The organism is Bradyrhizobium sp. B097, assembly GCF_038957035.1.
GTDB lineage: Bacteria > Pseudomonadota > Alphaproteobacteria > Rhizobiales > Xanthobacteraceae > Bradyrhizobium.
Window position 1 is genome coordinate 8,331,449 of record NZ_CP152412.1, and the last position, 23,134, is coordinate 8,354,582.

At 64.0% G+C, this 23,134-nt stretch carries 30 protein-coding genes; 10 read left to right on the forward strand and 20 right to left on the reverse strand.

The window, feature by feature from the left end; all coding sequences use genetic code 11:
• Positions 1–16: 16 nt before the first annotated feature.
• From AAFG07_RS38305 to AAFG07_RS38315, 3 genes are all read right to left on the reverse strand, one after another.
• Positions 17–853 carry an alpha/beta hydrolase gene (locus AAFG07_RS38305; RefSeq protein WP_342724773.1) on the reverse strand — a complete coding sequence of 279 codons (837 nt, stop codon included), beginning with the start codon at positions 851–853 and terminating at the stop codon, positions 17–19.
• 86 nt (positions 854–939) lie between these two features.
• On the reverse strand, positions 940–1,764 hold the full coding sequence (locus AAFG07_RS38310) for a 3-oxoacyl-ACP reductase family protein (protein WP_342724774.1): 825 nt from the start codon (positions 1,762–1,764) through the stop codon (positions 940–942).
• On the reverse strand, positions 1,742–2,554 hold the full coding sequence (locus AAFG07_RS38315; RefSeq protein WP_342724775.1) for a glucose 1-dehydrogenase: 813 nt from the start codon (positions 2,552–2,554) through the stop codon (positions 1,742–1,744). The genes AAFG07_RS38310 and AAFG07_RS38315 overlap by 23 nt, the downstream gene beginning before the upstream one ends.
• 186 nt (positions 2,555–2,740) lie before the next feature.
• Between AAFG07_RS38315 and AAFG07_RS38320 the strand changes: the two genes are divergently transcribed.
• Positions 2,741–4,345, forward strand: coding sequence for a winged helix-turn-helix domain-containing protein (locus AAFG07_RS38320; protein ID WP_342724776.1), 1,605 nt, complete (start codon positions 2,741–2,743; stop codon positions 4,343–4,345).
• Positions 4,346–4,504: 159 nt separating this feature from the next.
• Here AAFG07_RS38320 and AAFG07_RS38325 read toward each other — a convergent pair whose 3' ends face one another.
• The 3 genes from AAFG07_RS38325 to AAFG07_RS38335 form a co-directional block, all read right to left on the reverse strand.
• Positions 4,505–4,660: a Thivi_2564 family membrane protein gene (locus AAFG07_RS38325; protein ID WP_342724777.1), complete on the reverse strand. Its 156-nt coding sequence runs from the start codon at positions 4,658–4,660 to the stop codon at positions 4,505–4,507.
• Positions 4,661–4,773: 113 nt separating this feature from the next.
• Positions 4,774–5,403: a DUF2865 domain-containing protein gene (locus tag AAFG07_RS38330; protein ID WP_342724778.1), complete on the reverse strand. Its 630-nt coding sequence runs from the start codon at positions 5,401–5,403 to the stop codon at positions 4,774–4,776.
• 125 nt (positions 5,404–5,528) lie between these two features.
• A complete protein-coding gene (locus AAFG07_RS38335; protein ID WP_342724779.1) occupies positions 5,529–6,350 on the reverse strand; it encodes a L,D-transpeptidase in 822 nt (273 codons plus the stop codon).
• A gap of 210 nt (positions 6,351–6,560) precedes the next feature.
• On the opposite strand from AAFG07_RS38335, the gene AAFG07_RS38340 reads away from it, so the two are divergent.
• From AAFG07_RS38340 to AAFG07_RS38350, 3 genes are all read left to right on the forward strand, one after another.
• Positions 6,561–7,673, forward strand: coding sequence for an AI-2E family transporter (locus tag AAFG07_RS38340; protein ID WP_342724780.1), 1,113 nt, complete (start codon positions 6,561–6,563; stop codon positions 7,671–7,673).
• 77 nt (positions 7,674–7,750) lie between these two features.
• Complete coding sequence (locus AAFG07_RS38345) at positions 7,751–8,122, forward strand: DUF883 family protein (RefSeq protein WP_342724781.1); 372 nt, start codon at positions 7,751–7,753, stop codon at positions 8,120–8,122.
• A 103-nt stretch (positions 8,123–8,225) separates the two neighbouring features.
• Entirely contained in the window at positions 8,226–8,675 is a 450-nt protein-coding gene (locus AAFG07_RS38350) for a hypothetical protein (RefSeq protein WP_342729367.1), read from the forward strand.
• A gap of 203 nt (positions 8,676–8,878) precedes the next feature.
• Here AAFG07_RS38350 and AAFG07_RS38355 read toward each other — a convergent pair whose 3' ends face one another.
• From AAFG07_RS38355 to AAFG07_RS38385, 7 genes are all read right to left on the reverse strand, one after another.
• Positions 8,879–9,271 carry a hypothetical protein gene (locus AAFG07_RS38355; RefSeq protein WP_092118931.1) on the reverse strand — a complete coding sequence of 131 codons (393 nt, stop codon included), beginning with the start codon at positions 9,269–9,271 and terminating at the stop codon, positions 8,879–8,881.
• A gap of 355 nt (positions 9,272–9,626) precedes the next feature.
• Positions 9,627–9,800, reverse strand: a complete 174-nt coding sequence (locus AAFG07_RS38360; RefSeq protein ID WP_342724783.1) for a hypothetical protein — start codon at positions 9,798–9,800, stop codon at positions 9,627–9,629.
• A 124-nt stretch (positions 9,801–9,924) separates the two neighbouring features.
• A complete protein-coding gene (locus tag AAFG07_RS38365) occupies positions 9,925–10,113 on the reverse strand; it encodes a hypothetical protein (protein WP_342724784.1) in 189 nt (62 codons plus the stop codon).
• A gap of 83 nt (positions 10,114–10,196) precedes the next feature.
• The gene (locus tag AAFG07_RS38370; protein WP_342724785.1) at positions 10,197–11,123 is read right to left on the reverse strand and encodes a DMT family transporter; all 927 of its coding nucleotides are present in this window, start codon (positions 11,121–11,123) and stop codon (positions 10,197–10,199) included.
• Positions 11,124–11,200: 77 nt separating this feature from the next.
• Positions 11,201–11,881 carry a transglutaminase family protein gene (locus AAFG07_RS38375; RefSeq protein ID WP_342724786.1) on the reverse strand — a complete coding sequence of 227 codons (681 nt, stop codon included), beginning with the start codon at positions 11,879–11,881 and terminating at the stop codon, positions 11,201–11,203.
• 70 nt (positions 11,882–11,951) lie between these two features.
• A complete protein-coding gene (locus AAFG07_RS38380; protein WP_342724787.1) occupies positions 11,952–12,173 on the reverse strand; it encodes a hypothetical protein in 222 nt (73 codons plus the stop codon).
• 171 nt (positions 12,174–12,344) lie between these two features.
• Entirely contained in the window at positions 12,345–12,470 is a 126-nt protein-coding gene (locus tag AAFG07_RS38385; protein ID WP_342724788.1) for a hypothetical protein, read from the reverse strand.
• Positions 12,471–12,587: 117 nt separating this feature from the next.
• Here AAFG07_RS38385 and AAFG07_RS38390 point away from each other — a divergent pair, with 117 nt between their 5' ends.
• A complete protein-coding gene (locus tag AAFG07_RS38390) occupies positions 12,588–13,370 on the forward strand; it encodes an energy transducer TonB (protein ID WP_342724789.1) in 783 nt (260 codons plus the stop codon).
• A gap of 58 nt (positions 13,371–13,428) precedes the next feature.
• On the opposite strand, the gene AAFG07_RS38395 is transcribed toward AAFG07_RS38390, so the two are convergent.
• Together AAFG07_RS38395 and AAFG07_RS38400 are read right to left on the reverse strand one after the other, a co-directional pair.
• A complete protein-coding gene (locus AAFG07_RS38395) occupies positions 13,429–13,623 on the reverse strand; it encodes a hypothetical protein (RefSeq protein WP_342724790.1) in 195 nt (64 codons plus the stop codon).
• On the reverse strand, positions 13,589–13,765 hold the full coding sequence (locus AAFG07_RS38400; RefSeq protein WP_171947849.1) for a hypothetical protein: 177 nt from the start codon (positions 13,763–13,765) through the stop codon (positions 13,589–13,591). Before AAFG07_RS38400 ends, AAFG07_RS38395 begins: the two co-directional genes overlap by 35 nt.
• A 179-nt stretch (positions 13,766–13,944) precedes the next feature.
• Here AAFG07_RS38400 and AAFG07_RS38405 point away from each other — a divergent pair, with 179 nt between their 5' ends.
• Positions 13,945–14,187 carry a hypothetical protein gene (locus tag AAFG07_RS38405; RefSeq protein WP_342724791.1) on the forward strand — a complete coding sequence of 81 codons (243 nt, stop codon included), beginning with the start codon at positions 13,945–13,947 and terminating at the stop codon, positions 14,185–14,187.
• 26 nt (positions 14,188–14,213) lie between these two features.
• On the opposite strand, the gene AAFG07_RS38410 is transcribed toward AAFG07_RS38405, so the two are convergent.
• From AAFG07_RS38410 to AAFG07_RS38420, 3 genes are all read right to left on the reverse strand, one after another.
• Positions 14,214–14,354, reverse strand: a complete 141-nt coding sequence (locus AAFG07_RS38410; RefSeq protein WP_173643732.1) for a hypothetical protein — start codon at positions 14,352–14,354, stop codon at positions 14,214–14,216.
• Between the two features lie 60 nt (positions 14,355–14,414).
• The gene (locus AAFG07_RS38415; protein WP_342724792.1) at positions 14,415–15,296 is read right to left on the reverse strand and encodes a DMT family transporter; all 882 of its coding nucleotides are present in this window, start codon (positions 15,294–15,296) and stop codon (positions 14,415–14,417) included.
• Between the two features lie 84 nt (positions 15,297–15,380).
• On the reverse strand, positions 15,381–16,106 hold the full coding sequence (locus tag AAFG07_RS38420; RefSeq protein WP_342724793.1) for a TetR/AcrR family transcriptional regulator: 726 nt from the start codon (positions 16,104–16,106) through the stop codon (positions 15,381–15,383).
• A 215-nt stretch (positions 16,107–16,321) separates the two neighbouring features.
• On the opposite strand from AAFG07_RS38420, the gene AAFG07_RS38425 reads away from it, so the two are divergent.
• On the forward strand, positions 16,322–17,533 hold the full coding sequence (locus AAFG07_RS38425) for a cytochrome P450 (protein WP_342724794.1): 1,212 nt from the start codon (positions 16,322–16,324) through the stop codon (positions 17,531–17,533).
• A 90-nt stretch (positions 17,534–17,623) separates the two neighbouring features.
• On the opposite strand, the gene AAFG07_RS38430 is transcribed toward AAFG07_RS38425, so the two are convergent.
• Positions 17,624–18,436 carry a response regulator gene (locus AAFG07_RS38430; protein WP_342724795.1) on the reverse strand — a complete coding sequence of 271 codons (813 nt, stop codon included), beginning with the start codon at positions 18,434–18,436 and terminating at the stop codon, positions 17,624–17,626.
• Between the two features lie 266 nt (positions 18,437–18,702).
• Between AAFG07_RS38430 and AAFG07_RS38435 the strand changes: the two genes are divergently transcribed.
• Genes AAFG07_RS38435 through AAFG07_RS38445 form a run of 3 tightly spaced genes read left to right on the forward strand, consistent with a single transcriptional unit; the run spans position 18,703 to position 19,984 of the window.
• The gene (locus AAFG07_RS38435; RefSeq protein WP_018269610.1) at positions 18,703–18,906 is read left to right on the forward strand and encodes a NepR family anti-sigma factor; all 204 of its coding nucleotides are present in this window, start codon (positions 18,703–18,705) and stop codon (positions 18,904–18,906) included.
• The gene (locus AAFG07_RS38440; protein WP_092118964.1) at positions 18,906–19,454 is read left to right on the forward strand and encodes a sigma-70 family RNA polymerase sigma factor; all 549 of its coding nucleotides are present in this window, start codon (positions 18,906–18,908) and stop codon (positions 19,452–19,454) included. Before AAFG07_RS38435 ends, AAFG07_RS38440 begins: the two co-directional genes overlap by 1 nt.
• A 17-nt stretch (positions 19,455–19,471) precedes the next feature.
• On the forward strand, positions 19,472–19,984 hold the full coding sequence (locus tag AAFG07_RS38445; RefSeq protein WP_342724796.1) for a YdeI/OmpD-associated family protein: 513 nt from the start codon (positions 19,472–19,474) through the stop codon (positions 19,982–19,984).
• Positions 19,985–20,019: 35 nt separating this feature from the next.
• On the opposite strand, the gene AAFG07_RS38450 is transcribed toward AAFG07_RS38445, so the two are convergent.
• Complete coding sequence (locus AAFG07_RS38450; RefSeq protein ID WP_342724797.1) at positions 20,020–22,929, reverse strand: EAL domain-containing protein; 2,910 nt, start codon at positions 22,927–22,929, stop codon at positions 20,020–20,022.
• Between the last annotated feature and the right edge of the window lie 205 nt (positions 22,930–23,134).

Sequence of the window (23,134 nt, forward strand, 5' to 3'; positions counted from 1 at the left end):
GTGGCGTCACCGCGTGTCACGCATCCAGGAACAGCGAAGCGTGGGCCAGGAAGAGTTCCGGATACTGGTAGAAAGGTCCGTGGCTGGAATCCGGATAGATGATGAGCTGTGCGTTCGGCAGGTGCTGTTGCAACGTGAAGCCATTGATCGTGGGAATGACCAGGTCGTTGTGGCCATGCACGACGAGCGTCGGGTGACGAATTTCACTCAGATAATCCAGAACGCCATCGACCTTCTCGTTCGACTTGATGATCGCCTGGTACTGGGTTGCGGCGGATATCTCGCTGACCTCCGGACTGCGGTCCCGCCTGCGGTGCTTGCGTTCGAGATACGCGAGACCGGCCGCCCGTCCGGCGGCAGAGGGCGAGAAATGCGCGGCGATCCAAAGATGTTCGGGCGGATCATAGGTCGCGGAAAATATCTCCGCCGATTTGCTGGCCGCGGTGTCGGCACCGCGCGGGCCGGTGCCCACCAGTAGCAGCTTGCGCACCACGTCCGGCGCTTGCACGGCGATCTCCTGGGCGATCTTGCCGCCGATCGAGTATCCCAGGACGTCGGCCTTGCCGATCCCGAGTGCCTTGATAAAGGCGATCGCGTCCCTTGCCATGTCGGGGAAAGTCGCCGGCACCTCGCCCGAGCTCGCGCCGACGCCCGCGTTGTCGAACAAGATCACTTCGCGGCGCTCGGCCAGCCCGTCGGTTATTGCGGGATCCCAGTGGTCCATGGTGCCGCGAAAGTGAATGTTCATGATGATCGGCACGCCGCCCGTCTTGCCGAAACGCCGATAGGCGAAGCGGATGCCGTTGGCTTCAACAAATTTGGTTGGAGCGGTGTAGTGATTGTCGTCGGCCATGTTATCGGTCCCAATTTGTGAATGAAGGATTTCTCTGACAACCACTGATGCGCTTCAGTTTGCCTGTCTGACGAACGCCGTTGTCGTTAGGCGTTGGTACCGCCATCCACCGTGAGATTGGCGCCGGTGACATAGGAGGCTTCCTGGCTCGCGACGAACGAGACCAGCGCTGCCACCTCTTCAGCCTTGCCGTAACGGTTGAGCGCGGTCACGGCTTTCTGCGGGGTTGCCCAGTCGCCGGATGCAGGGTTGAGATCGGTATCAATCGGGCCAGGCTGCACGTTGTTCACGGTGATGCCGCGATCACCGACCTCGCGCGCAAGGCCTTGGGTGAACATCCGGATCGCACTCTTTGTAGCCGAGTACGGCACGAGGCCCGGCGTCAGCATGCGCTCACCGACGCAAGAGCCGATCGTTATGATGCGGCCGCTGTTGTTCATCTGCTTGAGGGCCGCTTGCGTGGCGACGAATACGCCACGGATGTTGAGGTTGATCACCTGATCCATCTCCTCAAGCGTCGTCTCTTCGAACTTCTTGGGGATCGCGGTGCCCGCATTGTTCACGAGAATGTCGAGCTTGCCGAATACGCTCACCGCCTTATCGACGGCGGCCTGGACGGCCTTGGGATCGGTGGCATCGGCCTGCACCGCGATTGCTTTTCCGCCAGCGCCTTCGATCGCCATGACTACGGCAGCGGCGGCATCTGCGCCCTTGCTGTAGGTGAGGGTCACTTTGGCGCCGTCGGCAGCGAGACGCTTTGCAATCGCTGCGCCGATACCACGTGAAGCGCCCGTCACGAGCGCTGTCTTGCCTTCAAGTTTCTTCGACACGTTGAGTTTCCCTTGCTGAAGTGAAAAAAGGACGGCGATATGGAGAGTTCCCTGGCTGTCAACTGGCCGTCTTACCGCCATTGACGTTGATGATCTGCCCGGTGATGAATGACGCCTTGTCCGAGGAAAGGAAGAGGATCGTGTCCGCGAGTTCTTCGGGCTTGCCTGCCCTCCGAAGCGGAATACCCGCGACCAATCCAGCCTTGCGGTCGCTGGAGCCTGTGAAACGATCGAGCATGGCGGTCTCGACGGGACCGGGTGCGACGGCGTTGACGCGTACGCCGAAAGCAGCAGCCTCCAGCGCGCCGGCTTTGGTGAGGCCCTCGACTGCGTGTTTGCTGCCGACGTAAAGCGATGCGTTCGGCGCGCCGCGACTGCCCATGGTCGATGAGATATTGACGATGTTGCCAAAGCCCTGGGACTGCATCACGCGCAGCTCGTGCTTCATGCAAAGGAGTACGCCGAGGACGTTGGTGTCGAAAGTCGCGGCGTATGTTTCCGGCGTTTGCTCGGTCACGGGGCCCGGAGTCCCCTCAGTACCCGCGTTGTTCACGGCAACGTCGAGGCGACCGAAACGCGCGACGGTCTTGTCGATCAACGCGCGGACATCGTCTTCTTTGCGAACATCGGCGTTCAAGAATTCAGCTTCCGGACCGAAAACACGAAGTTCTTTGACGAGTTCTGCTCCGGCTTCGTTTCGCCGCCCGGCGACGACGACGATCGAGCCCTCCTTGGCAAAGGCCGTGGCGGCGGCACGCCCAATTCCCGTCAGTCCCCCGGTGATCAAAACAACCCAGCCAACCATGCTGAACCCCTCGATAAATTCGTGGTCTAAGCTGGCCTGCGCCTTGCGGGGCTTGGGCGGGCTCATATTCCGCGATCAGATGTGCAGATTCATAGGCAGTCCGAGACGTTCCGTCCTGAAACTGCGGTGAAGCCGTCCGAAATTGTTCTGAAATCTGGGCGATCCCTGCTCTTGCTATCGCCTTGCAAGGACGATCGGCCGGGTGCAATCTTGCGGGAACGTCAAAGCGTTCGTTCGCTGCCGGGGTAAGAAGTGAATATTCGTCCTCAAGACGTCAGATCAGGCAGCCTGGGCATTCCGAATGTGGTCCAGATAGCCGATTTGACCCTCGATCTTCGGCAGGAAGAGCTGCGCGATGGGACCGGCGCCCGCGTCGATCTGCGAAACCGGTCTTTTGGTGTGCTCCGTCATCTGGTGAAGAACGCAGGGCGGGTTGTTTCCAAGGATGAGCTGTTGGCCGCCAATTGGCCGGGCTTAACGGTCACGGAAGATTCTCTCACCCAGTGCATCTCCGACATCCGCCGTTTGCTCGGCGAGGCCGGGCGCGATCTTGTTCGCACCGTCGCCCGCCGCGGCTACATGATCGTCTTGCCCGAGCCCCCCATCGAGATCGGGCGAGGCTCCTCGACGGGTCCAACGGTCGCCGTCTGGCCCTTCGAGACGGACGCCAGCAACCTCGACAGGTTCGCGGATGGTCTAACTGGGCAGATTGTCTTAGCGCTTGGACGCTTCGGTGAATTGCGCGTTCTGGCTCGAAGCGTCATGCAATCCTATAAGGATCGTTTTGAAGGCACCGCTGACTTCGGTCGCGCCCTCGGCGTCGACTACTTCGTCGAGGGCGATCTGCGGTCGGACGGCGCATTGACTCGCGTCGACGTGCATTTGACCGATGCACGGACGGGCGCGCAGCTCTGGACCAAGACCTTCAAGGTAGACGTAACCCCAGCAAATCTGCTCGCGATTCAGGATGAGATATCCGGGCAAGCAAGCGCCATGATCGGCAGCTATTGGGGCGCGATCGGTGCCGCCGAGTACAGACGCATCCAGAACAAACCGAGCGCGGAGCTGACGCCGTATGAGTGCATCGTCCAGGGCGTGATCGGAATTCCTACGGACGCAACCATTCTTGATCCTGTCGCCAAAGCCCGCGAATGCCTGGAGCGCCTTACACGCGAGGAACCGCGAAACGCGGCGGCATGGGCGGCGCTCGTTCTCGTCTTCAATAATCAAAGGACGTGGGGCTTTTCTTCCCCAACCGGAGAGGTTGGCAGCATCGAAGATCGCCTTTACTTCGCCGACATGGCGGTTGAAGCCGCAAACCGCGCGGTCGAGATCGCACCGAACGACGCGTTCGTTCGCGGCCTCGTCGCGCGGGCGGCGTGGATGGCCTGCCAACCTGATCTGCTTCGTATCGAGACGATGCGGGCGATCGAGCTCAATCCCAACGATCCCCAGAATCTTGGCCCACTCGGCAACCTCATGGCGTATGCGGGCTTTTGGGATGAAGGTGTCGCTCTTGCCGAGAAAGGCATCGCGTTGACCGCCCCCAGCACGCCCCGCTGGTGGTGGTGGGCGTCCGCCAAACGGGCCTTTGCATACGGAAAATACGCCGAGGCCTTTGATGCCTTTCGCCAGTCCTATGTGGAGCAGCTATGGATCAGTCATCTTCACATGGCCTATACGCTGCCGTTCCTCGACCGGCCGAATGAAGCGAAAGCGCACATCGCAACCTTGCTCAAGATGAGGCCCGGTTTTACCGTCCGCGAAGCGGACGCCTATTACAAGATGTGGTGCTTCGCTCCGTCGTATCGCGGAAAGATGTGCTATGCGTTGCGAAATGCAGGACTTCCTGGCTAAGGGCTTGCTCCCTGAGCTCCGGAATTCCACACCAGTGTTCGGCAGTGCAGTTGTCCCTTGGACGACCTACAGCGACGTACGCTATCGAGCCGCCGTTGGCGAGCAAGCGCACATCAAGCGTCTCACAGGACATAACTCCATTCTATGGGGTACACGGCCTTAAAACACCGCGAGATACTTCAGCAGCGAGACGATGCCGATGATGATGACGACGACGCGCGCGATCTGCTTGGCGCGGCCGTCGAGTGGCAGCATGTTGATGAGATAAAGAACGAGAATGGTGACAAGGAAAGTGACGAGTACGCCGACGAGCATGCGGGGCCCCCTGATGGCATCGGTGAATGTGCTGTTCGCCCGTTGCTAACGTGCGACGAGGAGTCCGGTTCCTGACCGCGGAACCGAAAGTGGCCGACCTCGCTTGATCGACGCTATTCGCGCGCCAGCACCGGCGCGCGCTGATACTTGGCGCGGATGCGATCCGGCGCCGGCGTGAAGTTGAGGGATGCTCCGCGCCGGTCCGGGCGGCCGACGGACATCAACCCGTCCTTGCCGACGACGATGTCGCCCTTGCGCAAGGTCGGATCGTCCTCGATCTTCACCGTGGCGAGCCCGACAGTGTCCTTGCCGTTGCAGGTGCAGCCCGAAACGATCTCGTCGCGATAGCGGAATGCGTTCGGCAGCTCGGAATACGGCTTGCCGTCTTCGGTCGCGGCGTTGTCGATATTGCCGCCATAGACCACTTCGGTCGCGCTCGCCGGGCAGAAGCTGTTGCAGCTCTCCGCCTTGCTCTGGTTGCCGGTCGCCGCCAGCGGGAAATAGCGGCCATCGCAGGTACGCACGCAATAGGCCTGGCCGCCGTCATAGCGCGCGCGCCGCTCGGCCCGCGGCGCAGGCGCCGGCCCGTCATCGAACGGCATCCGGATCACCGGCGGACGGCCCTGCATGAAGCCGCCGAACAGTTGCGAGAAGAAATCCTGGGCTTGCGCAGCGGGCGCAAGCAACAGGCCAAGCACTGCCGCCGTCCCGAACGCCAACCGCCTCACGTGCCGCTTCACCATCACCAACCCTCAGTCCAACGCCGATCCCGAGAGCCCCGTTCCGATTGAATCGGAACGCGGCTCTAAATTCTTGTTCTGACGCGTTTTCTTCACGCGAACTGGTATCCACTTCGCTCGAAAACGCTCTAGTACAACGAGGAAGTCGCCGGGATGTTCAACGCCTGACGGCCGGAAGGCAGCGTCATCACCGCGGGGCGCGGCTGCATCGGCGCCGGCCGGACCGAGATCTGCGTCGTGGTCGGGCCGAGCTCGCGTGCGGCGAGATGCGGCCCGTTCTTCGGCAGCACCACCACCTTGGTCCCGACATCGACCCGGCTGAACAGGTCGGAGACGTCTTCGTTGGTCAGGCGGATGCAGCCCGACGACACGAACTTGCCGATCGTCGACGGATCGTTGGTGCCGTGGATGCGGTACTCGCTGGAGCCGAGATACATCGCGCGTGCACCGAGCGGGTTGCCCGGGCCGCCGGCCATGAAGCGCGGCAGATAAGGCTGGCGCTTGATCATCTCGGCCGGCGGATGCCAGTCCGGCCACTCGGCTTTGCGGCTGATGGTCTGGGTGCCCGCCCAGGTGAAGCCCTCACGGCCGACGCCGACGCCGTAGCGGATCGCCCGGCCGCCGCCGAGCACGTAGTACAGCGCGGTGTTGCCGGTATCGATGATGACGGTGCCGGGCGCCTCTGACGTGTTGAGCGCGACGGTGGTGCGGCGCAGCCGCTCCGGCAGCGCGCCGTCCTCGGTCGAGGGATCGTTCATCACCTCGTCGGAGGGGAATCCGCCCGGCTGCGTCGACGCATAGCCGAGCGCGGAGGAGCGCCCTTGAGCGCTCGCCGAATTGGCGACAATGAATGGCGTCGCGAGCAGGACGCTGGCGAAAGCAAAGGTGCGGACAAGGGTGCGCGCGGCGCGCGACGCAAGCCGGCGGCTGGAAAGAGACTGCTGTGTCATGTGCTGCCCCTGGACGGGATGCGCATCATGGTGATGCGATGACCAACCAACGCGCGTGACCGTCAGACAGTTCCGCCGCGAATCGTCGCGAAGTCGCGATTGTCAACCCGCCATCTCTCACGAGCGCGCGATGGAACCTTTGCCGGGGCGACGCCGTTGTCGTGCGCAATTTGACGCGAAATTCATTTGTCCCCATTCGGGAGGAGTCTGGTGCGCGCCTTTCCGGGTGAACGTATGCTTGGCAACGCGCCCGAAGGCACGCCCCTCCCCGACAGCAAAACCGAAACGCCACCGTTGATCAGCCGCGCCGAGGTCGTCGCCTTCGCGCTGGTCGCGCTGCTGGTGATCGCCGTGGTGGCGGTGCTGTATCTGGCGCGCGCGGTCTTCCTTCCGATCACCATGGCTTTCATCGTCGGCACCATGCTGTCGCCGGCGGCGAGCCTGCTCGAGCGCTACCGGATCCCGCGCGCGCTCGGCGCGGTGCTAATCGTGATCGCAGTCGGCACCGCCGTCAGCTTCATGGTCGGACTGATCGCCTCGCCTGTGATGGAATGGAGCTCGCGGCTGCCCGAGCTCGGCGCGATCCTGAAAGAGAAGCTGCATGTGTTCGACCGGCCGCTCGCGCTGTGGCAGGAGCTGCAGAGCATGGTCGGCGCCCCCGATACGCTCGCCAACCTCCAGCTGCCGAAATTCGAATGGGTGCAGCCGACGCTGGAATTCGTGTCGCCGACCTTCGCCGAATTCCTGCTGTTCATCGCCACCCTGATCCTGTTCATCGCGAGCTGGAAGGATCTGCGACGCGGGCTGGTGATGACCTTCAACGACCGCGCGGCACGATTGCGCACGCTGCGAATCCTCAACGAGCTCGAAACGCACCTCGGCAATTATCTGCTGACGGTGACCATGATCAATGCCGGCGTCGGCATCGTCACCGGTGCGATCTGCGCGGCGGCGGGCACGCCCAACGCGGCCGGGCTCGGCGCGCTCGCCGCGACACTGAATTTCATACCGATCATCGGCCCGGTCGCGATGTTCGTGGTGCTGGTCGCGGTCGGCATCGTCTCCTCGCCGACCATCGGCGCGGGGCTGATCGCGCCGGCGTGTTTTGCCGTCGTGACCTTCATGGAAGGGCATTTCGTGACACCGACGATCGTCGGCCGCAGGCTGTCGCTGAATGCGCTCGCAGTCTTTCTCGCGCTCGCATTCTGGACCTGGCTGTGGGGCCCGATGGGCGCCTTCCTGTCGTCACCGCTGCTGATCGTGGCGTTGATCGTGAAAGACCATTTGATGCCGGTCAATTCGCCGCAGCTGCCTGAGGACTAACCTCGGTTTCGCATCGGGAACCTTTGCATGGTGCGAAGCGTTTTTCTCCGGACACGCACGTGCTCCGGGAGCTTTCGATGTCGAGCACGGACAGCGCATTTGGGATCAGGACCATGACGGATAACGCGACCTACGAACGCCTCGAAAAGGATGTCACCGCCGTGAAGAACGATATCGCAGCCCTCACCGAACAGATCACCGACGCGCTCAACTCGTTTGCCAACAACGCAGGCAAGCAGGCCCGCCGCCGCTACAAGGATGCGCGCGCCAACGCCGAATCGACGCTCGACGACATGTCGGAGCGCGGCAGCGCGATGATGGGCGCGGCACAGGATGCGGCATCCTCGATCGAGGAATCGCTGGAAGAGGTGATCACGCAGCGGCCGCTGGCGACCGTCGGCCTTGCACTCGGCCTCGGCTTTCTGATCGGCCTCACCTGGCGCCGCTAGGTCATGCGCAAACCACCGCTCTGGACGCGATGGCAGCGCTGGCGCGCCGCCGCCTCGTTTGTCGATGCGCTCTTCAAGGCAAGACTCAGGACAAGGCTTGGCAATGCTTCAGCGGCTGATCGATGACGTCAAGCAATCCACCGGCAGCGCGCTGCGGCTGACCTCGCTCGCGGCCGCCGCCGCGATCGCGCTGTTCATCACCATCGCCTTCCTGTGCGCGGCCGCCTTCGTCTATGTGCTGCAGCACTATGGTCCGGTGGAGGCGTGCCTGTCCGGCGCCGCGGTGTTCCTGGTCGTCACGCTGATCGCCATTGCCGTTTACATGGCGCGCAAGCGAGAGATGCGCCGCCGCGCGGAGAAAGCGGCCAAGGCCGCGAAATCGGCCGCGGCGACAATGTTCGCCGACCCCGCACTGATCGCCACCGGCCTGCAGATCGTGCGCGCCATCGGCGTGAAGCGGCTGATCCCGATCCTAGCGGTCGGCGGCCTCGCGCTCGGCCTGATGGCAAGCCGCAGCGCCGCCGGCAGCAGCGAGCCGGACGAAGAGGAATAGTCACCAACAAGCACTGCTGTCATCGCCCGGCTTGCCGCCTTCGCTAAAGCTTCGGCGCGCCAGGGATCCATGGCCTCGTCGAAGCCTTGGCGGAGACGGGACCGGGCGATCCAGTGCGCCGCGGCCCATCGGCTCAACAATGACTGTCTCTGGAATACTGGATCGCCCGGTCAAGCCGGGCGATGACACCGTTCAAGGGGTGCTCAGGTCACGCAGCGGCCGGGCTGCAGCAGCTTGGCCACTTCGGTCAGGACGCTGACCACGGGCTCGCAGGCCACCTTGCGGGTGTCGCCGGGCCGCGCCCGGGCGGGCGCTGCGGGGTGATTGCGGGCCTCTTCCCGCGCCACGGGAACGCGGACCAGGACCGACGTATCGGGAAGCCGATCAACCTTCAGCGCAACCGTCCGGCTTGGCAGGCCGGTGATCGGAACCGCGGCACGGTCGGTCTTGGCGGCGCGATTGACCGCGCTCTCCGGTGCCAATTGGGTGGTGACCTGCTGTCCGCCAATGAGATCGTGGCCGGACGCCAGCTGGACCGCGCCAAGCGTCAGTCCCGCCGCCAACGCAGCGAAAATTCCCTTTTGAATCTTTGACATGGTGATGTCCCTCGCCCCATGGAAATTCCCGTTGGCGATCACGGACACAACGCGAGCGAAACCTGTGGGGTTCTCGCGTCCGGCCATCACTTAACCGTGTACGAAAAAATTTTGATTCCCGCGGAACGAGTCCGGGGGTCTGCGAGTCATTGGAAGAGCCGGTTATTCCCCCTGCCCCATTGACCGGCGACGTAGGGCGCGACCGTGGTGATGCCGGTCGCGCCCTGCTCTTTTTTCGGCGGTTGTTTTCGAGGTTGCCGCAAACGATGCGTCAGTGGGCCTGTCACTCAGCCGTCGTAATTGAAGCCCGGCGCTGAAGGAGCGGCCCTTCCGCCGAGCGAGAGGACCGTCTGCTTCAGGCATTGTCGTTTGATGGCATGTCCTGGGATCGAACGACCGTCACTTCACGGCAGGACAGGCAACGACCGACATGAAACTTGATTCCAGTCGTCTGGTCGTCGACGAGCATCAATTCGCTCAAGGGCTCGCCGCATTTGCAAGTGACCGTTTTCTGAACGGCAAAATACATCTGACGTCCTCCATAAGCCTGGAGATTTCATCGCGTCATTCGGGCGAACGCGCTTGCGCTCGCCCCCTCGCTTCGGCTCCTTCTCGGTCGGTCAGATCGCTGCAATCCGGACGATGGATGTGGCTCACTGCGCTTGCTTTGCAGCGGATGGCTTCCGTGATTCCGCGGCTTCACGCGCCTGCCGCTCGGCCTTGAGGCGGTGGAAGTTGTTGTAGAACGCCTTCTCGTGGGCGAGGTGCTCCTTCATCGCCTGCGATGCGTCTTGCTGACGCTGCTCGTTACGAACCTTGCGCTGCTGGGGAGTAAGATTCATGCGACCTCCAACTAAGCTCTTGAATCAACGCTGGATTCAACGCACGAGGCTGGAAAAGGTTGCACCCCCGGAAGGAGCTGGATCTATTTGCGCAGGCTCGCCCAGACGCCGCCGAGGATCAGCAAGCCGCCAACCAGGTGGATCAGCTTCGGCGGCTCGCCAAGGATGATCCAGGACAGCAGCGCGCTCGCGATCGGCGCGACATAGAGCACGAGCGACGTCCGTACCGAGCCGAACCGTGCGCCGAGCCAGGCGAAGCCGGCATAGGCGGCGAGGCCAGGCGCGAGGCCGGCGAAGACATAGGCCTCGAACGCCCGGGCGTTGAAGACCGCAGACGGCGTCGTCCACATTTCCTGGAGCGCCGGCGGCAGCGAGCACAGCGCGCCGGCCGCCGAGAACAGGCTGACCCGCGCCAGCAGCGAGGCGCGCGGCGCGACGCGCGATTGCACCAGCGTATAGCCGGACCAGCCGAGCATCGCGCACACCACCAGGAGATCGCCCCAGGCCGCGCTCGATCGCGTCAGCGTTTCCAGATGCCCGCCCGAGACGATCAAAAGCGCACCGGCGAGCGCCAGCGCCGTGCCCAGCCATTGCAGCGGACCGATATGCTCGATGCCGAGCGCGGCTGAAATCAACAGCACCATGATCGGCGACAGCGCGAAGATCAGCGCGATATGGATCGCGGTGGTGGTGATGCCGGCGATGTAGACCGGGCCGCCGCACAGGAACATGCCGAGGAAGCCCGCGGCGAGGATCGGCCAGAAATTCTGCGCCAGCGGGATCTTGCCATCCCTCACGGCCGCGATCGCAAACGGCGCGAGGCCGATGGCGATAATGCTCCAGCGGAAGAAGGCCAGCGAGAACGGCGGCACCGAGCCGGCCAGGCCGCGCGCCAGCACCTGGTTGGAGGCCTGCCCGACCGCGACCAGGATGAACCCCGTCAGCGCGACCGCGTCCTCCCAGCCCGGGGCCGGGCGGCCGACCTCACCTTTCGGCAGCTCCGCATCCATGACACCGCCCCCTCAGCCGGCGCACGTTCACCCAGGACGGCTTCCGTCAGCGCGCCACGTTCCGCGGCACGCCCGCGCTATTGCTCCGCCGCCTCGCGCTCCATGTCGCGGCCGGACATGTCCTCGCCCTGCATGTTGGCGTATTCGCGCGCCATCTCGCGCATCAGGAATTTGGCCGGGACGTCGTGATAGGTGCCGTGGTCGTTGACGTATTGCATGTAGGCGCGCCCCGCGCCGTCGAACGGGTGCAGCAGCGCATCCGAATGGCCGTCGAAATCGAGCGGCTTGACGCCGAGCTTGGCGCACAGCGTGTCGTTGAAGGTCGGGGTCGCCTTGCGCCAGGCGCCGTCGACGAACACTTCGGTGAAGCCGTGCCAGGTGAACAGGTCCGAGCCCATGCTCTGGCGCAGCTTCTCGGTGGTGAGATGGTTGCGGACGTCGGCGAAGCCGACCCGGGCCGGGATGCCGTGGACCCGGCAGGCGGCGGCATAGAGCGCTGCCTTGCCGACGCAGTAGCCATTGCCGGCGGCGAGCACGCTGGAGGCCCGGTAGCTCTCCGCCGAGCGCATGCTGACATAGGGGTTGTAGCGGATGCCGTCGCGCACCGCGGTGTAGAGCCGGCTCGCGATGTCGCGGGCGCCGGCGTCGGCCGGGACGGCGGCGCGGGCGAACGCCTCGACGGCGGGATGGTCGCTGTCGACATATTCGCCAGGGTCGGTGTAGAGGCGGCTGATCGTATCGGGGAGATGCTCGGTCATGGCGCAAGCTTAGCAAGCCATGTGCGCAGTTCAATGCGGCCGATGCAGCCGTCTCGCAGCCCTGCCCCGCTTAGTTCCTGAAGCGTTCGTCCCATTGCGGTGGCGGGTAGCTGCGCCGCTTCGCCTTGAAATATTCGCGTGCGAAATGGATGCCGATCCCGATCAGGAACGGCGGCGCGAGCGCGGCGGCGATCATCAGCGCGGTGATCGACTTCGGCGTCAGGATGTCCAGCACCATCGACGCCAGCAGCCACAGCGTGGCAGCAATCACCGCGACGTCGACATGCTTCATTCCCCAGTCTTTCCCTTGGTCCCTGACCGCGATCCGGGTTCCATCCTACCGGCTGGCCCCGGGCACGCCAAGGATTCCGGCGGCAGAGGATACCTCCGGTCCTTCACTTTTTTGGAACGGCGCCCACGCGGGCCGGACGACGAACCCGCACGCCGGCCGCCGTTCAAGCGATCAAGCCGCGAACGCCCGCACCAGCAGCAGGCCGGCGAACAGCGCGAGGATCGAGAGCGCAACGGAGGCCGCAATGTAGGCCGCGGCCGGCCATAGCTCGCCCCGCTGCGTGGCAGATACGGGCAAGCCGTTTTCGGACAGACGTTGACGGATCTCCACCGCGTAGCGAGCCGCGCGCCTTGCAATCAACCAAAGCGCGAATAGAGTGCTTCTTGTAGATTATGAAGTTGGATCAGCACCTGGATGTTACGACGCGTCGCTGTTTGCATTGCCTTGCTCGTGGTTGCCACAATTCCCACAATCGCAGAGGAATACGGCGCTGAGACGCGGCCCTCCGCTTCGGCCGAGGCATGGAAGCGGGATATCAGCATTCGTCTTACGCAGGCTCGGCGCTACCCAGCAGCGTTGACGCCCGGCCAGGAAGGCACCGCCAAAGTTGCCTTCAGGGTCGATCGCGCAGGTCATCTCATGGCGAGCTGGCTCGTCGAGGCCAGCGGTATCCCGGCGATCGATGCAGAGGCATTGGCTATCGTTGAACGCGCTCAGCCCTTTGCCGCGATGCCTGCGGAGGTGCCGGACGATTCGGCCACCCTGACCGTCCCATTCCATTTTGGAGCTATGCGCCCTTCCTTCGTCGAGGGCGACTTCCCCGAAAGCTGGAAAAGGCAGGTCTACGCTCGCTTGACTGGCGCTATTGAGGACGCCAAACGCCGATTGGCACGGATGTCGGACACCAAGCGCCAATCAATTCGGATACCGGACGATGCCTACACCGTCAAAGTCGGCATCTCGCTTGATCGCAGCGGCAAGCTGGTGACGAGCTGGCTTGTGGAGAATGGCCGCGTCCCGGCGCTCGATACCGAAGCGTTGGCGATCGTTAGGCGGGCTGAGCCCTACCCACCGCCCCCTGTCGACACGAATGGCCAAGACTTCCAATTGGTTCTGCCGATCACTTTCAATGCTGTCATGCCGTGGGACGACCCTGGCCTCAAAGCAAAGCTGAATTCAGTCTGCCGCGGTTGCTGAGCGGCTCCGTCCGACGCGGCGGGAGCCAATGGTCCATCCCGCCGCGCCGGGGCTGTTCTCACTCATTCATCGACAGCATCGTGTTCAGCTCGACGGCGGTCCGCAGCTGATCGATCCGCGCGGCGATCTGTTCGCGCTTGGCGCCGCGCGGCAATTCCGCGAGCTGGCGCTCGAGCCGCACCCGGTGTTCTTCGAGGCGCTGCTCGAAGGTGTGGGGCTCAGATCGCTTCCGCTTCCGAATCGTCTTCTGCATCACTCACCCTTGGCGGTTGCAGACCGGGACTATTGGCCCAGCGGTCCAGTTGATCGATCACCCGTGCGTGGCTCGGACGCCGCGGTTCCGGCGCTTCCGGCTCCTCGGATAGCTTGCGGGGCAGCTTGACGTGATTGGTCATGGCGTCACTCCCGCCAGACAACGGAGAGGCAGCCGGATCGTTCCCTTAGTCTTTCTTGTAAGCCATTGATTTTGTTTGATTAACTTACTCAATCGACGTTTTTATCTCAAGCTGCGGAACCCACCGCGAATTGGTTCGTTTAGCAAATTACTCAACTAACTAATTCTGGGCGATTTGCGATGAATGAGCTTCGCGCTGAACGTCTTCAAGTGATGCTTTCCCCCGAAGAATTATCGGCTCTCGACGATTTCCGCTTCAAGCACCGCATGCCGACCCGTGCCGCGGCGGTGCGCGAGCTGCTCAGGCTCGGTCTGGCCGGCAACGGCGTCGATGGAGGGGCCGGGGTCAAGTCGAGCGAGTATGGGGTGTTTGACCGGGGGCCGGATGGGCACACCCAGGGCGACGCGCCGCAAGAGAAGTAGCGGCGCGTTGGCGCTGATGCGACGGTTCAGCCGGCGACGAAGAGGTCCACGACCGCTTTCAGCGTGCAGACCACAAGCGCCGAGGTGAACATCGCCGTTCCGAGATCTGCGAGATAAAGCAGCTGCGCCTTCTGCTCCGCATCAAGCCGCGCGATCGCCTTGCGCATGGCCAAGCTCCCTTTTCAGGAGAACGCGTCGCGTGAACGTCGGTTCCCTCGGCCGCCTCCTCACGCCCGCTGCAGCGCCAGCGTCACGCCGCCTAGCGTCAGCACCATCGCGCCGATCTCACGCAGGCCCAGCGGCTCGCCGAGGATGATCGCGGCCGAAATCACACCGACGACCGGCACCAGCAGCATGCCGGTCGACGCCGATGTCGGCGGCAGGCGGCGCAGCGTCTCGAACCAGGTGAGATAGCAGATGCCCATCGGCATCAGCGTCATATAGGCAAAGCAGCCGAGGCCGAACGGCGTGATCGCGGCATAGTTCGGGTGCTCGAACAGAACGCCGAGCAGCAGCATCACCAGACAGCCGATGCCGACCTGCCAGGCGACCACCGCAAGCGGCGGCATCGGCAGCGGCTTGCGATTCAGCACGTTGCCGAGCGCGAACAGGATGGCGCAGGCGAGCGCAAGCGCGATGCCGGTGAGCTTGTCGGCGCTGAACGCAAAGCCGCCTCCGCCGAGCAGGAGCGCGACACCGGCGACGCCGAGCACCAGCGCCGCCAGGTCCCGCAGCGTCGGGCGGCTGTGCAGCACCGGCCAGGCGAACAGCATCGCCCAGATCGGCATGGTGTAGGCGAGGAGCGCGCCCTCACCGACCGTAACGAATTTCATCGCGATGGTGCCAAAGCCCATCCAGGCGAAGACGTTGGTGAAGGAGGCGAACAACAGCCGCGGGAGCGCCTCGCGCGGCACGGCGAGCGACTGGCCCCGGGCCAGCGCCAGCGTGCCCAGGATCGCCGCCGCGCAGGTGCCGGCCAGCCCGCGGGCGAACAGCGGCGGCCATTGCTGCAGCAACAGCTTCATCAGCGGCCAGTTCAGGGCCCAGCCGAACGCCGTCACCACCAGGCAGAGAAAACCGATCGTTCGGTCGCGTTGCGTCGTATCCATCGGCCGCGCTTAGCAGGCGGAGGCGCGCGATTCCACATCGCAGCGCGCATGCCGCATCGGCGTGTAGCTTCGGATACCATTCCGTCAGGCAAAGGTGCCGATCGAGACCCGCGGCCAGCCCTGGCTTTTCCGCGCGGCGGCAAGCTTGCTGGTCCAGGCATCGATCAGGCTTGCGATCAGCAGACGGCCGGTGCCGCGCATGTCGGGCAGTTTCATGGTCGGCGTGCCGAGCGCGAGCGCGATCACGCCGTGCACGGCCGCAAGCAGCGCAGTTGCGAGCCGCGGCGGCAGGCCGGACGCCGGCTCGGCGCCGTGCGCCGCGAGATATTCCCGCACCGAGACCACGAACAGCTCGTAGCTGCGGCGCGCGATCTCGGTCTCGCCGAAATAGACGCCGTCGGGAAACCGCCGGTCCTCGACCGTGCCGGACATCGAGAACAGCGAACGGAAATGATCGGGATTGTCGGCCCAATAGTCGAGATAGGTTTCCATCACCCGCCGCAGCCGCAGATCACTGTCGGCAGTCTGCGCACGGACCCGTTCGAGCTGTTCGGCAACCGCCTCGAGATTCTGCTGCTTCACCGCTAGCAGCAGCAGCAGCTTGGTCGGATAATATTTGAGGACGGTGCCCTTCGAATAGCCGATCGCATCGGCGATCTTCTGGATCGAGACGGTCTCGAGCGTACCGGCGGCGAACTCCTTGCGCGCGGTCTCGAGGATCAACGCCTTCAGCGCCTCCTTGTCGGCCTCCTGACGCGCCCTGCGCTGAAAGCGCCGCGCACCCTTGCTGGATCGCTCCTCGATCGACATCGCCGTCTCCTAGAGCACTTTCGGTTCTGATTGAATCAGAACCGAAGCTCTAGCTTCTCGTTTTGACGCGTTTTCTTCACGCGAACCGGTACCCACTTCGCTCGAAAACGCTCTAGAGCCTTTTCCGCTCCGATGGAATCGAAACGAGGCTCCCCTTGCCATAGCCGATTTAATTGACTATGGTCAATTAACCGATCAAGAAACGGGAGGATGCAATGAGCGCCCTTGCGAGCCCCCTCGCCGGCGAAATTGTCCGCAGCGATTTCGATCCGTTCAGCCCGGCGACCCGGGCCGATCCCTACGGCACCTACGCGGCGCTGCGTGCCGCGGCGCCTGTCGTTCGCCTGACCAGATATGACATCTGGGCGGTGCCGCGCTTTGCCGAGGTCAAGACGATCTTCGGAGACCATGTCAATTTCAGCAACGCCGGCGGCGCCGGACTTGCGAACCACTTCAAGGAAACGCCGTGGCGGCCGCCGAGCATCGTGCTAGAAGCCGATCCGCCGCTGCATACGCGGACCCGCGCGGTGCTGGCGCGGATCCTCTCGCCCGGCGCGATGCGGCGGCTCGCCGATGATTTCAAGGCCACGGCAACACGGCTGATCGACGGGCTGGTCGAGCGCGGCTCGTTCGATGCGATCAAGGACATCGCCGAGGTGTTTCCGGTCAGCGTGTTTCCGGACGCGCTCGGCATCGACCAGGAGGGCCGCGAGAACTTCCTGACCTATGGCGCGATGGTGTTCGCCGGCTTCGGGCCCGAGAACGACTATTTCCGCGACCTGATGAAAGAGGCGCCGCGCGTGCTGCCCTGGGTTGCGGCGCGCTGCCAGCGCGAGGCGCTGCGGCCGGGCAGCTTTGGCGCGCAGGTCTACGAGGCGGCCGACGCCGGCGAGATCAGCGCCGAGGAAGCTCCGCTGCTGGTGCGCTCGCTGCTCTCGGCCGGGCTCGACACCACGATCAGCGCGATCGGCATGGCGCTGTACACGCTCGCGCGCCATCCGGAGCAATGGGCATTGCTCGCTGCCGACCCGGCGCTGTCGCGCGCGGCGTTCGACGAGACGCTGCGCTTCGATTCACCGGCGCCGTTCGTGTTCCGCACCACGCCGCATGACACCGAGATCGCGGGCGTTGGGATCGGCAAGCACGAGAAGGTGCTGCTGCTGCTCGCCTCCGCCAACCGCGACGCGACGCGCTGGGAGCATCCCGACCAGTTCGACATCAGGCGGCGGCTGTCCGGACACATGGGCTTCGGCGTCGGCATCCACGGCTGCGTCGGGCAGATGGTGGCGCGGCTGGAGGCGGAGGCCGTGATCGCAGCGCTCGCCAGCCGCGTGAAGCAGTTCGACATTGCGGGTCCCACAGCCTTCCGCGACAGCTCGGGCCTGCGCGCGCTCAGCACGATGCCGGTGCACGTCACCCGCAAATAGTTTCGACGCGCGACGCAGCCTTGCTCAAGAAAAAGCCGGCGTACCTTTCGATACGCCGGCTTGCACTTTGCCCTCTTGCGTAAACTTAGCTCATGCCGACGCCGCGCGCGGCGTGCGGTTGCGCGAGTTGCGCTGGAAGAACAGCGCCTGGCTCGCCACCGCCGACACCATTGCGGGCTGGAACGGCTTCGAGATCAGGAACGCCGGCTCCGGCCGCTCGCCGGTCAGGAAACGCTCGGGATAGGCCGTGATGAACACCACCGGCACCTCGAAGGTGCGCAGCAGCTCGTTGACCGCATCGAGGCCGGACGAGCCGTCGGCGAGCTGGATGTCGGCGAGGATCAGGCCGGGCTTCTTGTTCTTGGCGAGCGCCACCGCATCGGAATGGGTGCGCGCAACGCCGATGACGTTGTGGCCGAGATTCTTCACCAGGCTCTCGAGGTCCATGGCGATGAAGGTCTCGTCCTCGATGATCAGGACATCGGTGGCGATCTCGGCGGCCATCTCGCGGCCGGCGGCATCGGTCAGCTTGCGGGTCTCGGCAATGTCGGTGCCGAGAATGTAGCCGACCTCCTCCTCCGAGAAGCCTTCCAGCGACAGCAGCAGGAAGGCCTGCCGAGGCAGCGGCGTGATGTTGGAGAGCCGGCGCTCCGGCGGCAACGAGAGCGTCGCCACCTCGGCATTGTCGTTGTTGTTCACCGACACCGAATTCCAGATCTGGGTGAACAGCCGAAACAGGCCGGCGCGCGGACCGTGGCTCTGGTCCAGCAATGATCCGTCCTGCAACAGGGCCTCGAGCATGGCCCCGACATAGGCGTCCCCGGACGCCTGGTTTCCGGTCAGTGCGCGCGCATAACGGCGCAGCAGCGGAAGGTGTTCGGCAACGATCTGTGATCGGGACATTCCCACTCCATCCTTGTTCGTGAGGCCAACCGGCCTGAAACCCGTACCCTGGGGCGGCGTACCATTTTGGGGCGCCCCAGGTTCCCCTGCATGCCCGACTACGCGCGAGCGCCAAAAAAGTTCCACGAAATAGTTCCAGCCTTCCGGAACTTTCTGCGCAACTTTGCATTAGCTCCTGACCGACGAGGCAACGCGGCCAGCCTCTTTTTTCGAGGAATCGACTTGAAAATCAGAGACTTCACTCCCGGGGAAGCGTGGATCACATCATGAAGGAAGTAAAGAAGCAGGGCGGTCTCAACGCCGAGATTCAATCGAGAATCGGCCACCAGCTTCGCGCCATGTACGACGACGTGGTGCGGCAGGGGGTGCCCGACCGCTTTGCGGAGCTGATCCGCAAACTCGACGGACCCGAGGCTGCCGCGGCGGCTGTGGCCGGGGGCGATACTGACAAGAACAATGGAGGGGACTAATGCCTCTCACGAATGAACTTCGCGACGACATCCTGGCGTCGGTCCCGAGCCTGCGCGCGTTCGCGATCTCGCTGTCCGGTAATGGTGACCGTGCCGACGATCTGGTGCAGGAGACCCTGCTGCGCGCGATCGCCAATATCGACTCGTTCCAGCCCGGCTCGAACCTGCCCGCGTGGTTGTTCACCATCCTGCGCAACCTGTTTCGCTCCGACTACCGGAAGCGGCGGCGCGAGGTGGAGGATGCCGAGGGCAATTATGCCAAGACGCTGAAGAGCCAGCCGTCGCAGACAGCGCATCTGGAGTTCGAGGAATTCCGCGCGGCGCTCGAAAAGCTGCCGCAGGACCAGCGCGAGGCGTTGATCCTGGTTGGCGCCTCCGGCTTCTCCTACGAGGATGCCGCGGCGATCTGCGGCTGCGCGGTCGGCACCATCAAGAGCCGCGTCAACCGCGCGCGATCGAAGCTCTCCGCGTTGCTCTATGTCGACAGCGCCGAGGATTTCGGCCCCGACAACACGGTGCGCGCCGTGATCGGCGGCAATGGCGGCTAGACAAGCGCGATGCTAGAATGGAAGGGCGGCCCGATCGGGCCGCCTTTTTCATTCGGCGATGGTCCACAATGGTATCGCGCAGCATGACCAGGAAGACGTTTGAAGCCACCATCGTCCTGGAGGGCAGCGCCTGCTTCATACCGGTGACGTTCGATCCGAAGGTCGTTTTCGGGAAGGTTCGCGCTCCGGTTCTCGTCACGCTGAACGGCTACACCTATCGAAGCACGATCGCCTCGATGGGCGGGCAGGTCTGCATTCCCTTGCGAAAGAGCAACCGCGAGGCGGCGGGCCTAACGGGCGGCGAGACATTGCGGGTCACGCTCGAACTCGATGCCGAGAAACGCATTGTCGACATCCCGCCCGACCTGGACGAGGCGCTCACCCCCGCTGCGCGAGCCCGCTGGGATCAGCTCAGCTACTCGCACCAGCGAGAATACGTCGAGGCGATCACCGAAGCCAAGAAGCCGGAGACGCGCGCACGGCGGATCGAGCACACCGTCGCCCGTCTCGATCGACCGTCGTCAGGTTAGAGCGTTGTCTGCCGCGTTGCGCGACGGTCGCGCCATCAGCCCGCCATCGCCTGCTTGACGGCAGTCGGCTTGAAGCCGTTTCTCAATTCGAGGATCTTGCCCGCGATCTCGGTCACCGGGACCGGATGACTGAACAGGAAGCCCTGGGCCTCGTTGCAGCCCTCGGCCCGCATGTGGTCCAGCTGCTCGACGGTCTCGATGCCTTCGGCGATCGTGGTCATGCCGAGGCTCCTGCCAAGACTGATGACGGCGCGCACGATCGATTTCGATCCATGCGTCGCGGTCGCGTCGCGCACGAAGGATTTGTCGATCTTGAGCTTGTCGAACGGAAAACTGCGCAGATAGCTCAGCGACGAATAACCAGTGCCGAAATCGTCCAGGGCGATGCGCAGTCCCAGCGCCTTCAGCTTGTGCAGCGTTGCAAGCGTCTCGCTGCTGTTCGCGAGGAAGACGGATTCGGTGATTTCGAGCTCCAGCCGGCGCGGTGACAATTTCGACGCCGTGAGCGCGTTGACGGCGACGTCGATGAAGTCGGGGTCGCGAAACTGGACCGCGGAGACGTTGACCGCGAGCTTCATCTCGCTGGGCCAGGTGACGGCCTGCTCGCAGGCGCGATTGAGCACCCATTCTCCCAACGGGCCGATCAGGCCGATCTCTTCGGCGATCGGGATGAACTGGTCCGGCGCCACCATTCCCCGCTTCGGGTGATGCCAGCGCAGCAACGCCTCGAAGCCGCAGATACGGTCGAGATGGAGATCGTAAAGCGGCTGGTAGTACAACGAGAACTCGTCCTTGGCCATCGCCTCGCGGAGATCGAGCTCGATCGCCCGGCGCCGCTGCAGGCTGGCGTCCATCGCGGGCTCGAAGAAGCGCCAGGTACCCCGGCCTTCCATCTTGGCGCGGTACAAGGCGACGTCGGCGTTCTTCAGGAGCTTCTCTCCGGTGCTGCCGTCGACCGGCGACATCGAGATGCCGACGCTGCATCCGACCACGACGCGATGCCCGTTCAGCTCGTACGGAGCACCGACGCATTCCACGATGCGGCGAGCGAGGCGCTCGGCCTCCTCTCCGGCCTGGACGCCACACTGAATGACCGCGAACTCGTCGCCGCCCAAACGCGCGACGGTGTCGACCTCGCGGACGCAGGCATTGAGGCGGTCGGCGACCGCACACAGCAGTTCGTCGCCGACCGGATGCCCGAGCGTATCGTTGACCTGCTTGAAATTATCGAGATCGAGGCAGAATACCGCGAAGCCGGATCCGCGGCCGACCTGAGCGACCGCCAGCTCGATCCGTTCCGCCAGCAGCGTCCGGTTCGGCAGCCTGGTCAGGGCATCGTGCCGGGCCATGAACGCGATCTGCGACTCGGCCCGCTGCTGTTCGGTGACATCCTCGCAGGTGACGAGCCAGCCGCCGTCGGATGTCGGCCGTTGCGCGATGGCAATGATCCGTCCATCGCTGAGATGCTGCAGATAGTTGCCCTCGTGCTGGGCCATCGATCGCTCGCGTTCCGCCAGCAGGTCGGCGACGGTCTGGTCACCGTGATTGTCGGCGGCGACGCTGAGGCCGAGCACGTCCTCCATGGTCATTCCGGGAACGACGAGCTCCGGCGAAATGTCGAAGATCTCGCAGAACCTGCGGTTGGCGACCTGCAGCCGCGCCTCGCTGTTGTAGAGGCACAGCCCTTGCGACATGTGCGTGAGCGCCGCGTCGAGCCGCAGATTGGTTTCATGCAGCTCGGCCTTCTGCTGCTTCAGCGCGGAGATGTCGCTGTAGACAAGAACGACGCCGCCCTCCTGCGTCTCGCTGCGACTGACACGCAACCAGCGCCCGTCGGAAAGCTGCGCCTCGCTCGCGAAGCCATCGAAGTCACTGTCGGCCGGCGCCAGGCTGGGCGCATCGAGCCGATCCGACTGCAGAAGCTGCGGCGAGAGACGGATGAATTCGCTGGCGCGCGAGTTGGCCAGCGCGATCTGGCCATCCGCATCGAGCAGCACGACGCCTTCGTGCGACGTTTCGAGCGCATCGGAAAGCCGCGCCTGCGCGGAGCGGCGTTGCGACACCTCCTGATCGACCATCCGCCTGATGTTGTCGCGCATGGTTTCCATGGCGGTCAGCAGCGTGCCGAGCTCGTCGGTGCCGCCCTTGGGGACGGTCGCGTCAAGGTCGCCGCCGGCGATGCTCCGCGCGGCCCTCGATGCAATGGCGACAGGCCCGATGATCCGGCGCGCCAACACCCACGAGAACAGCGCCGACAGGAACAGCGCGACGGTCAGCCCGGCGACGTTGAGCTGCAGATCCCGCTTGATCGTCGAGAGCGCCTTTTGCCGGAACAGAAAGCCGTCGCCGGCGGTATAGTTGACCAGGAGCTCGACCTGCTGGCTGACGATCTTGGAGTAGCGATCGACATCGCCGACCGTCGTCCCCGGCGCATGCGGATCAGCCGCCGAATTCTCCTCGAGCGACGATCCGATCGCCCGGCGATGCAGCGCCATCCAGGCGTCGGCGGCTTCCTGAACCTTTGCCGCGGCTTGCGCGGCCCGCGAGGACTGCGAGCGGTCGGCAGCGATCGTCAAGTCTTCCGAGAGCGTCTTGGCGAGCTTTTCAATCTGGCTGTCGAGGCTGGCGTGAATTTCCGGATCTGTGGTCAAGAGACGCTGCGACGACGCGACCCGCATCGAGGCGAAGTCCGCACCGGCCGCGCGGGCGTAATTAATCGACATCAGGGATTCGTCGAACGTCTTGGCCACCAGATCGCCGGCATGGCGGATACCAAGAATGGAGTATCCGCCGAGCGCGACGGCAACGGCGCTCATCGCGAGGCAAAAAATCAGAATCTGGGTGCGGATCGAGCCCGTGGTCAGGGCAAGACGCGACAGGCCGCCGGTTGCGAGCCGGAAGGCTGCACCGCTCTTGACCTTGAGGTTGCCTAATAGGCTATCCATACCCGCGTTTCGCCGTAGTGCTCGATGTTCAAGCTACGCAGAAACGCGCAGCGCTTGCGGAAAAATGACTGTCTGCTCAAAATTGCTTTAGTAGTGACTGCAACTCATGCTGAAATCGTTAAGATCAGCTGGCGATAATCACCCTTACAGGTAATGCGGAACGCATCATTTGCACGCCAGAGTAGCCGGTGTCGGAATTCCAAGC

What these genes read in the sequence shown, in the direction of transcription:
- AAFG07_RS38395 (WP_342724790.1), bottom strand. Translation starts at nt 13,623, where the DNA reads ATGCAGAAGACGATTCGGAAGCGGAAGCGATCTGAGCCCCACACCTTC.
- AAFG07_RS38425 (WP_342724794.1), top strand. Translation starts at nt 16,322, where the DNA reads ATGAGCGCCCTTGCGAGCCCCCTCGCCGGCGAAATTGTCCGCAGCGAT.
- AAFG07_RS38400 (WP_171947849.1), bottom strand. Translation starts at nt 13,765, where the DNA reads ATGACCAATCACGTCAAGCTGCCCCGCAAGCTATCCGAGGAGCCGGAA.
- AAFG07_RS38435 (WP_018269610.1), top strand. Translation starts at nt 18,703, where the DNA reads ATGAAGGAAGTAAAGAAGCAGGGCGGTCTCAACGCCGAGATTCAATCG.
- AAFG07_RS38445 (WP_342724796.1), top strand. Translation starts at nt 19,472, where the DNA reads ATGGAAGGGCGGCCCGATCGGGCCGCCTTTTTCATTCGGCGATGGTCC.
- AAFG07_RS38370 (WP_342724785.1), bottom strand. Translation starts at nt 11,123, where the DNA reads ATGGATGCGGAGCTGCCGAAAGGTGAGGTCGGCCGCCCGGCCCCGGGC.
- AAFG07_RS38375 (WP_342724786.1), bottom strand. Translation starts at nt 11,881, where the DNA reads ATGACCGAGCATCTCCCCGATACGATCAGCCGCCTCTACACCGACCCT.
- AAFG07_RS38415 (WP_342724792.1), bottom strand. Translation starts at nt 15,296, where the DNA reads ATGGATACGACGCAACGCGACCGAACGATCGGTTTTCTCTGCCTGGTG.
- AAFG07_RS38355 (WP_092118931.1), bottom strand. Translation starts at nt 9,271, where the DNA reads ATGTCAAAGATTCAAAAGGGAATTTTCGCTGCGTTGGCGGCGGGACTG.
- AAFG07_RS38315 (WP_342724775.1), bottom strand. Translation starts at nt 2,554, where the DNA reads ATGAGCCCGCCCAAGCCCCGCAAGGCGCAGGCCAGCTTAGACCACGAA.
- AAFG07_RS38450 (WP_342724797.1), bottom strand. Translation starts at nt 22,929, where the DNA reads ATGGATAGCCTATTAGGCAACCTCAAGGTCAAGAGCGGTGCAGCCTTC.
- AAFG07_RS38335 (WP_342724779.1), bottom strand. Translation starts at nt 6,350, where the DNA reads ATGACACAGCAGTCTCTTTCCAGCCGCCGGCTTGCGTCGCGCGCCGCG.
- AAFG07_RS38360 (WP_342724783.1), bottom strand. Translation starts at nt 9,800, where the DNA reads ATGTATTTTGCCGTTCAGAAAACGGTCACTTGCAAATGCGGCGAGCCC.
- AAFG07_RS38380 (WP_342724787.1), bottom strand. Translation starts at nt 12,173, where the DNA reads ATGAAGCATGTCGACGTCGCGGTGATTGCTGCCACGCTGTGGCTGCTG.
- AAFG07_RS38390 (WP_342724789.1), top strand. Translation starts at nt 12,588, where the DNA reads ATGTTACGACGCGTCGCTGTTTGCATTGCCTTGCTCGTGGTTGCCACA.
- AAFG07_RS38440 (WP_092118964.1), top strand. Translation starts at nt 18,906, where the DNA reads ATGCCTCTCACGAATGAACTTCGCGACGACATCCTGGCGTCGGTCCCG.
- AAFG07_RS38365 (WP_342724784.1), bottom strand. Translation starts at nt 10,113, where the DNA reads ATGAATCTTACTCCCCAGCAGCGCAAGGTTCGTAACGAGCAGCGTCAG.
- AAFG07_RS38345 (WP_342724781.1), top strand. Translation starts at nt 7,751, where the DNA reads ATGTCGAGCACGGACAGCGCATTTGGGATCAGGACCATGACGGATAAC.
- AAFG07_RS38410 (WP_173643732.1), bottom strand. Translation starts at nt 14,354, where the DNA reads ATGCGCAAGGCGATCGCGCGGCTTGATGCGGAGCAGAAGGCGCAGCTG.
- AAFG07_RS38305 (WP_342724773.1), bottom strand. Translation starts at nt 853, where the DNA reads ATGGCCGACGACAATCACTACACCGCTCCAACCAAATTTGTTGAAGCC.
- AAFG07_RS38430 (WP_342724795.1), bottom strand. Translation starts at nt 18,436, where the DNA reads ATGTCCCGATCACAGATCGTTGCCGAACACCTTCCGCTGCTGCGCCGT.
- AAFG07_RS38420 (WP_342724793.1), bottom strand. Translation starts at nt 16,106, where the DNA reads ATGTCGATCGAGGAGCGATCCAGCAAGGGTGCGCGGCGCTTTCAGCGC.
- AAFG07_RS38330 (WP_342724778.1), bottom strand. Translation starts at nt 5,403, where the DNA reads ATGGTGAAGCGGCACGTGAGGCGGTTGGCGTTCGGGACGGCGGCAGTG.
- AAFG07_RS38350 (WP_342729367.1), top strand. Translation starts at nt 8,226, where the DNA reads ATGCTTCAGCGGCTGATCGATGACGTCAAGCAATCCACCGGCAGCGCG.
- AAFG07_RS38405 (WP_342724791.1), top strand. Translation starts at nt 13,945, where the DNA reads ATGAATGAGCTTCGCGCTGAACGTCTTCAAGTGATGCTTTCCCCCGAA.
- AAFG07_RS38310 (WP_342724774.1), bottom strand. Translation starts at nt 1,764, where the DNA reads ATGGCGGTAAGACGGCCAGTTGACAGCCAGGGAACTCTCCATATCGCC.
- AAFG07_RS38325 (WP_342724777.1), bottom strand. Translation starts at nt 4,660, where the DNA reads ATGCTCGTCGGCGTACTCGTCACTTTCCTTGTCACCATTCTCGTTCTT.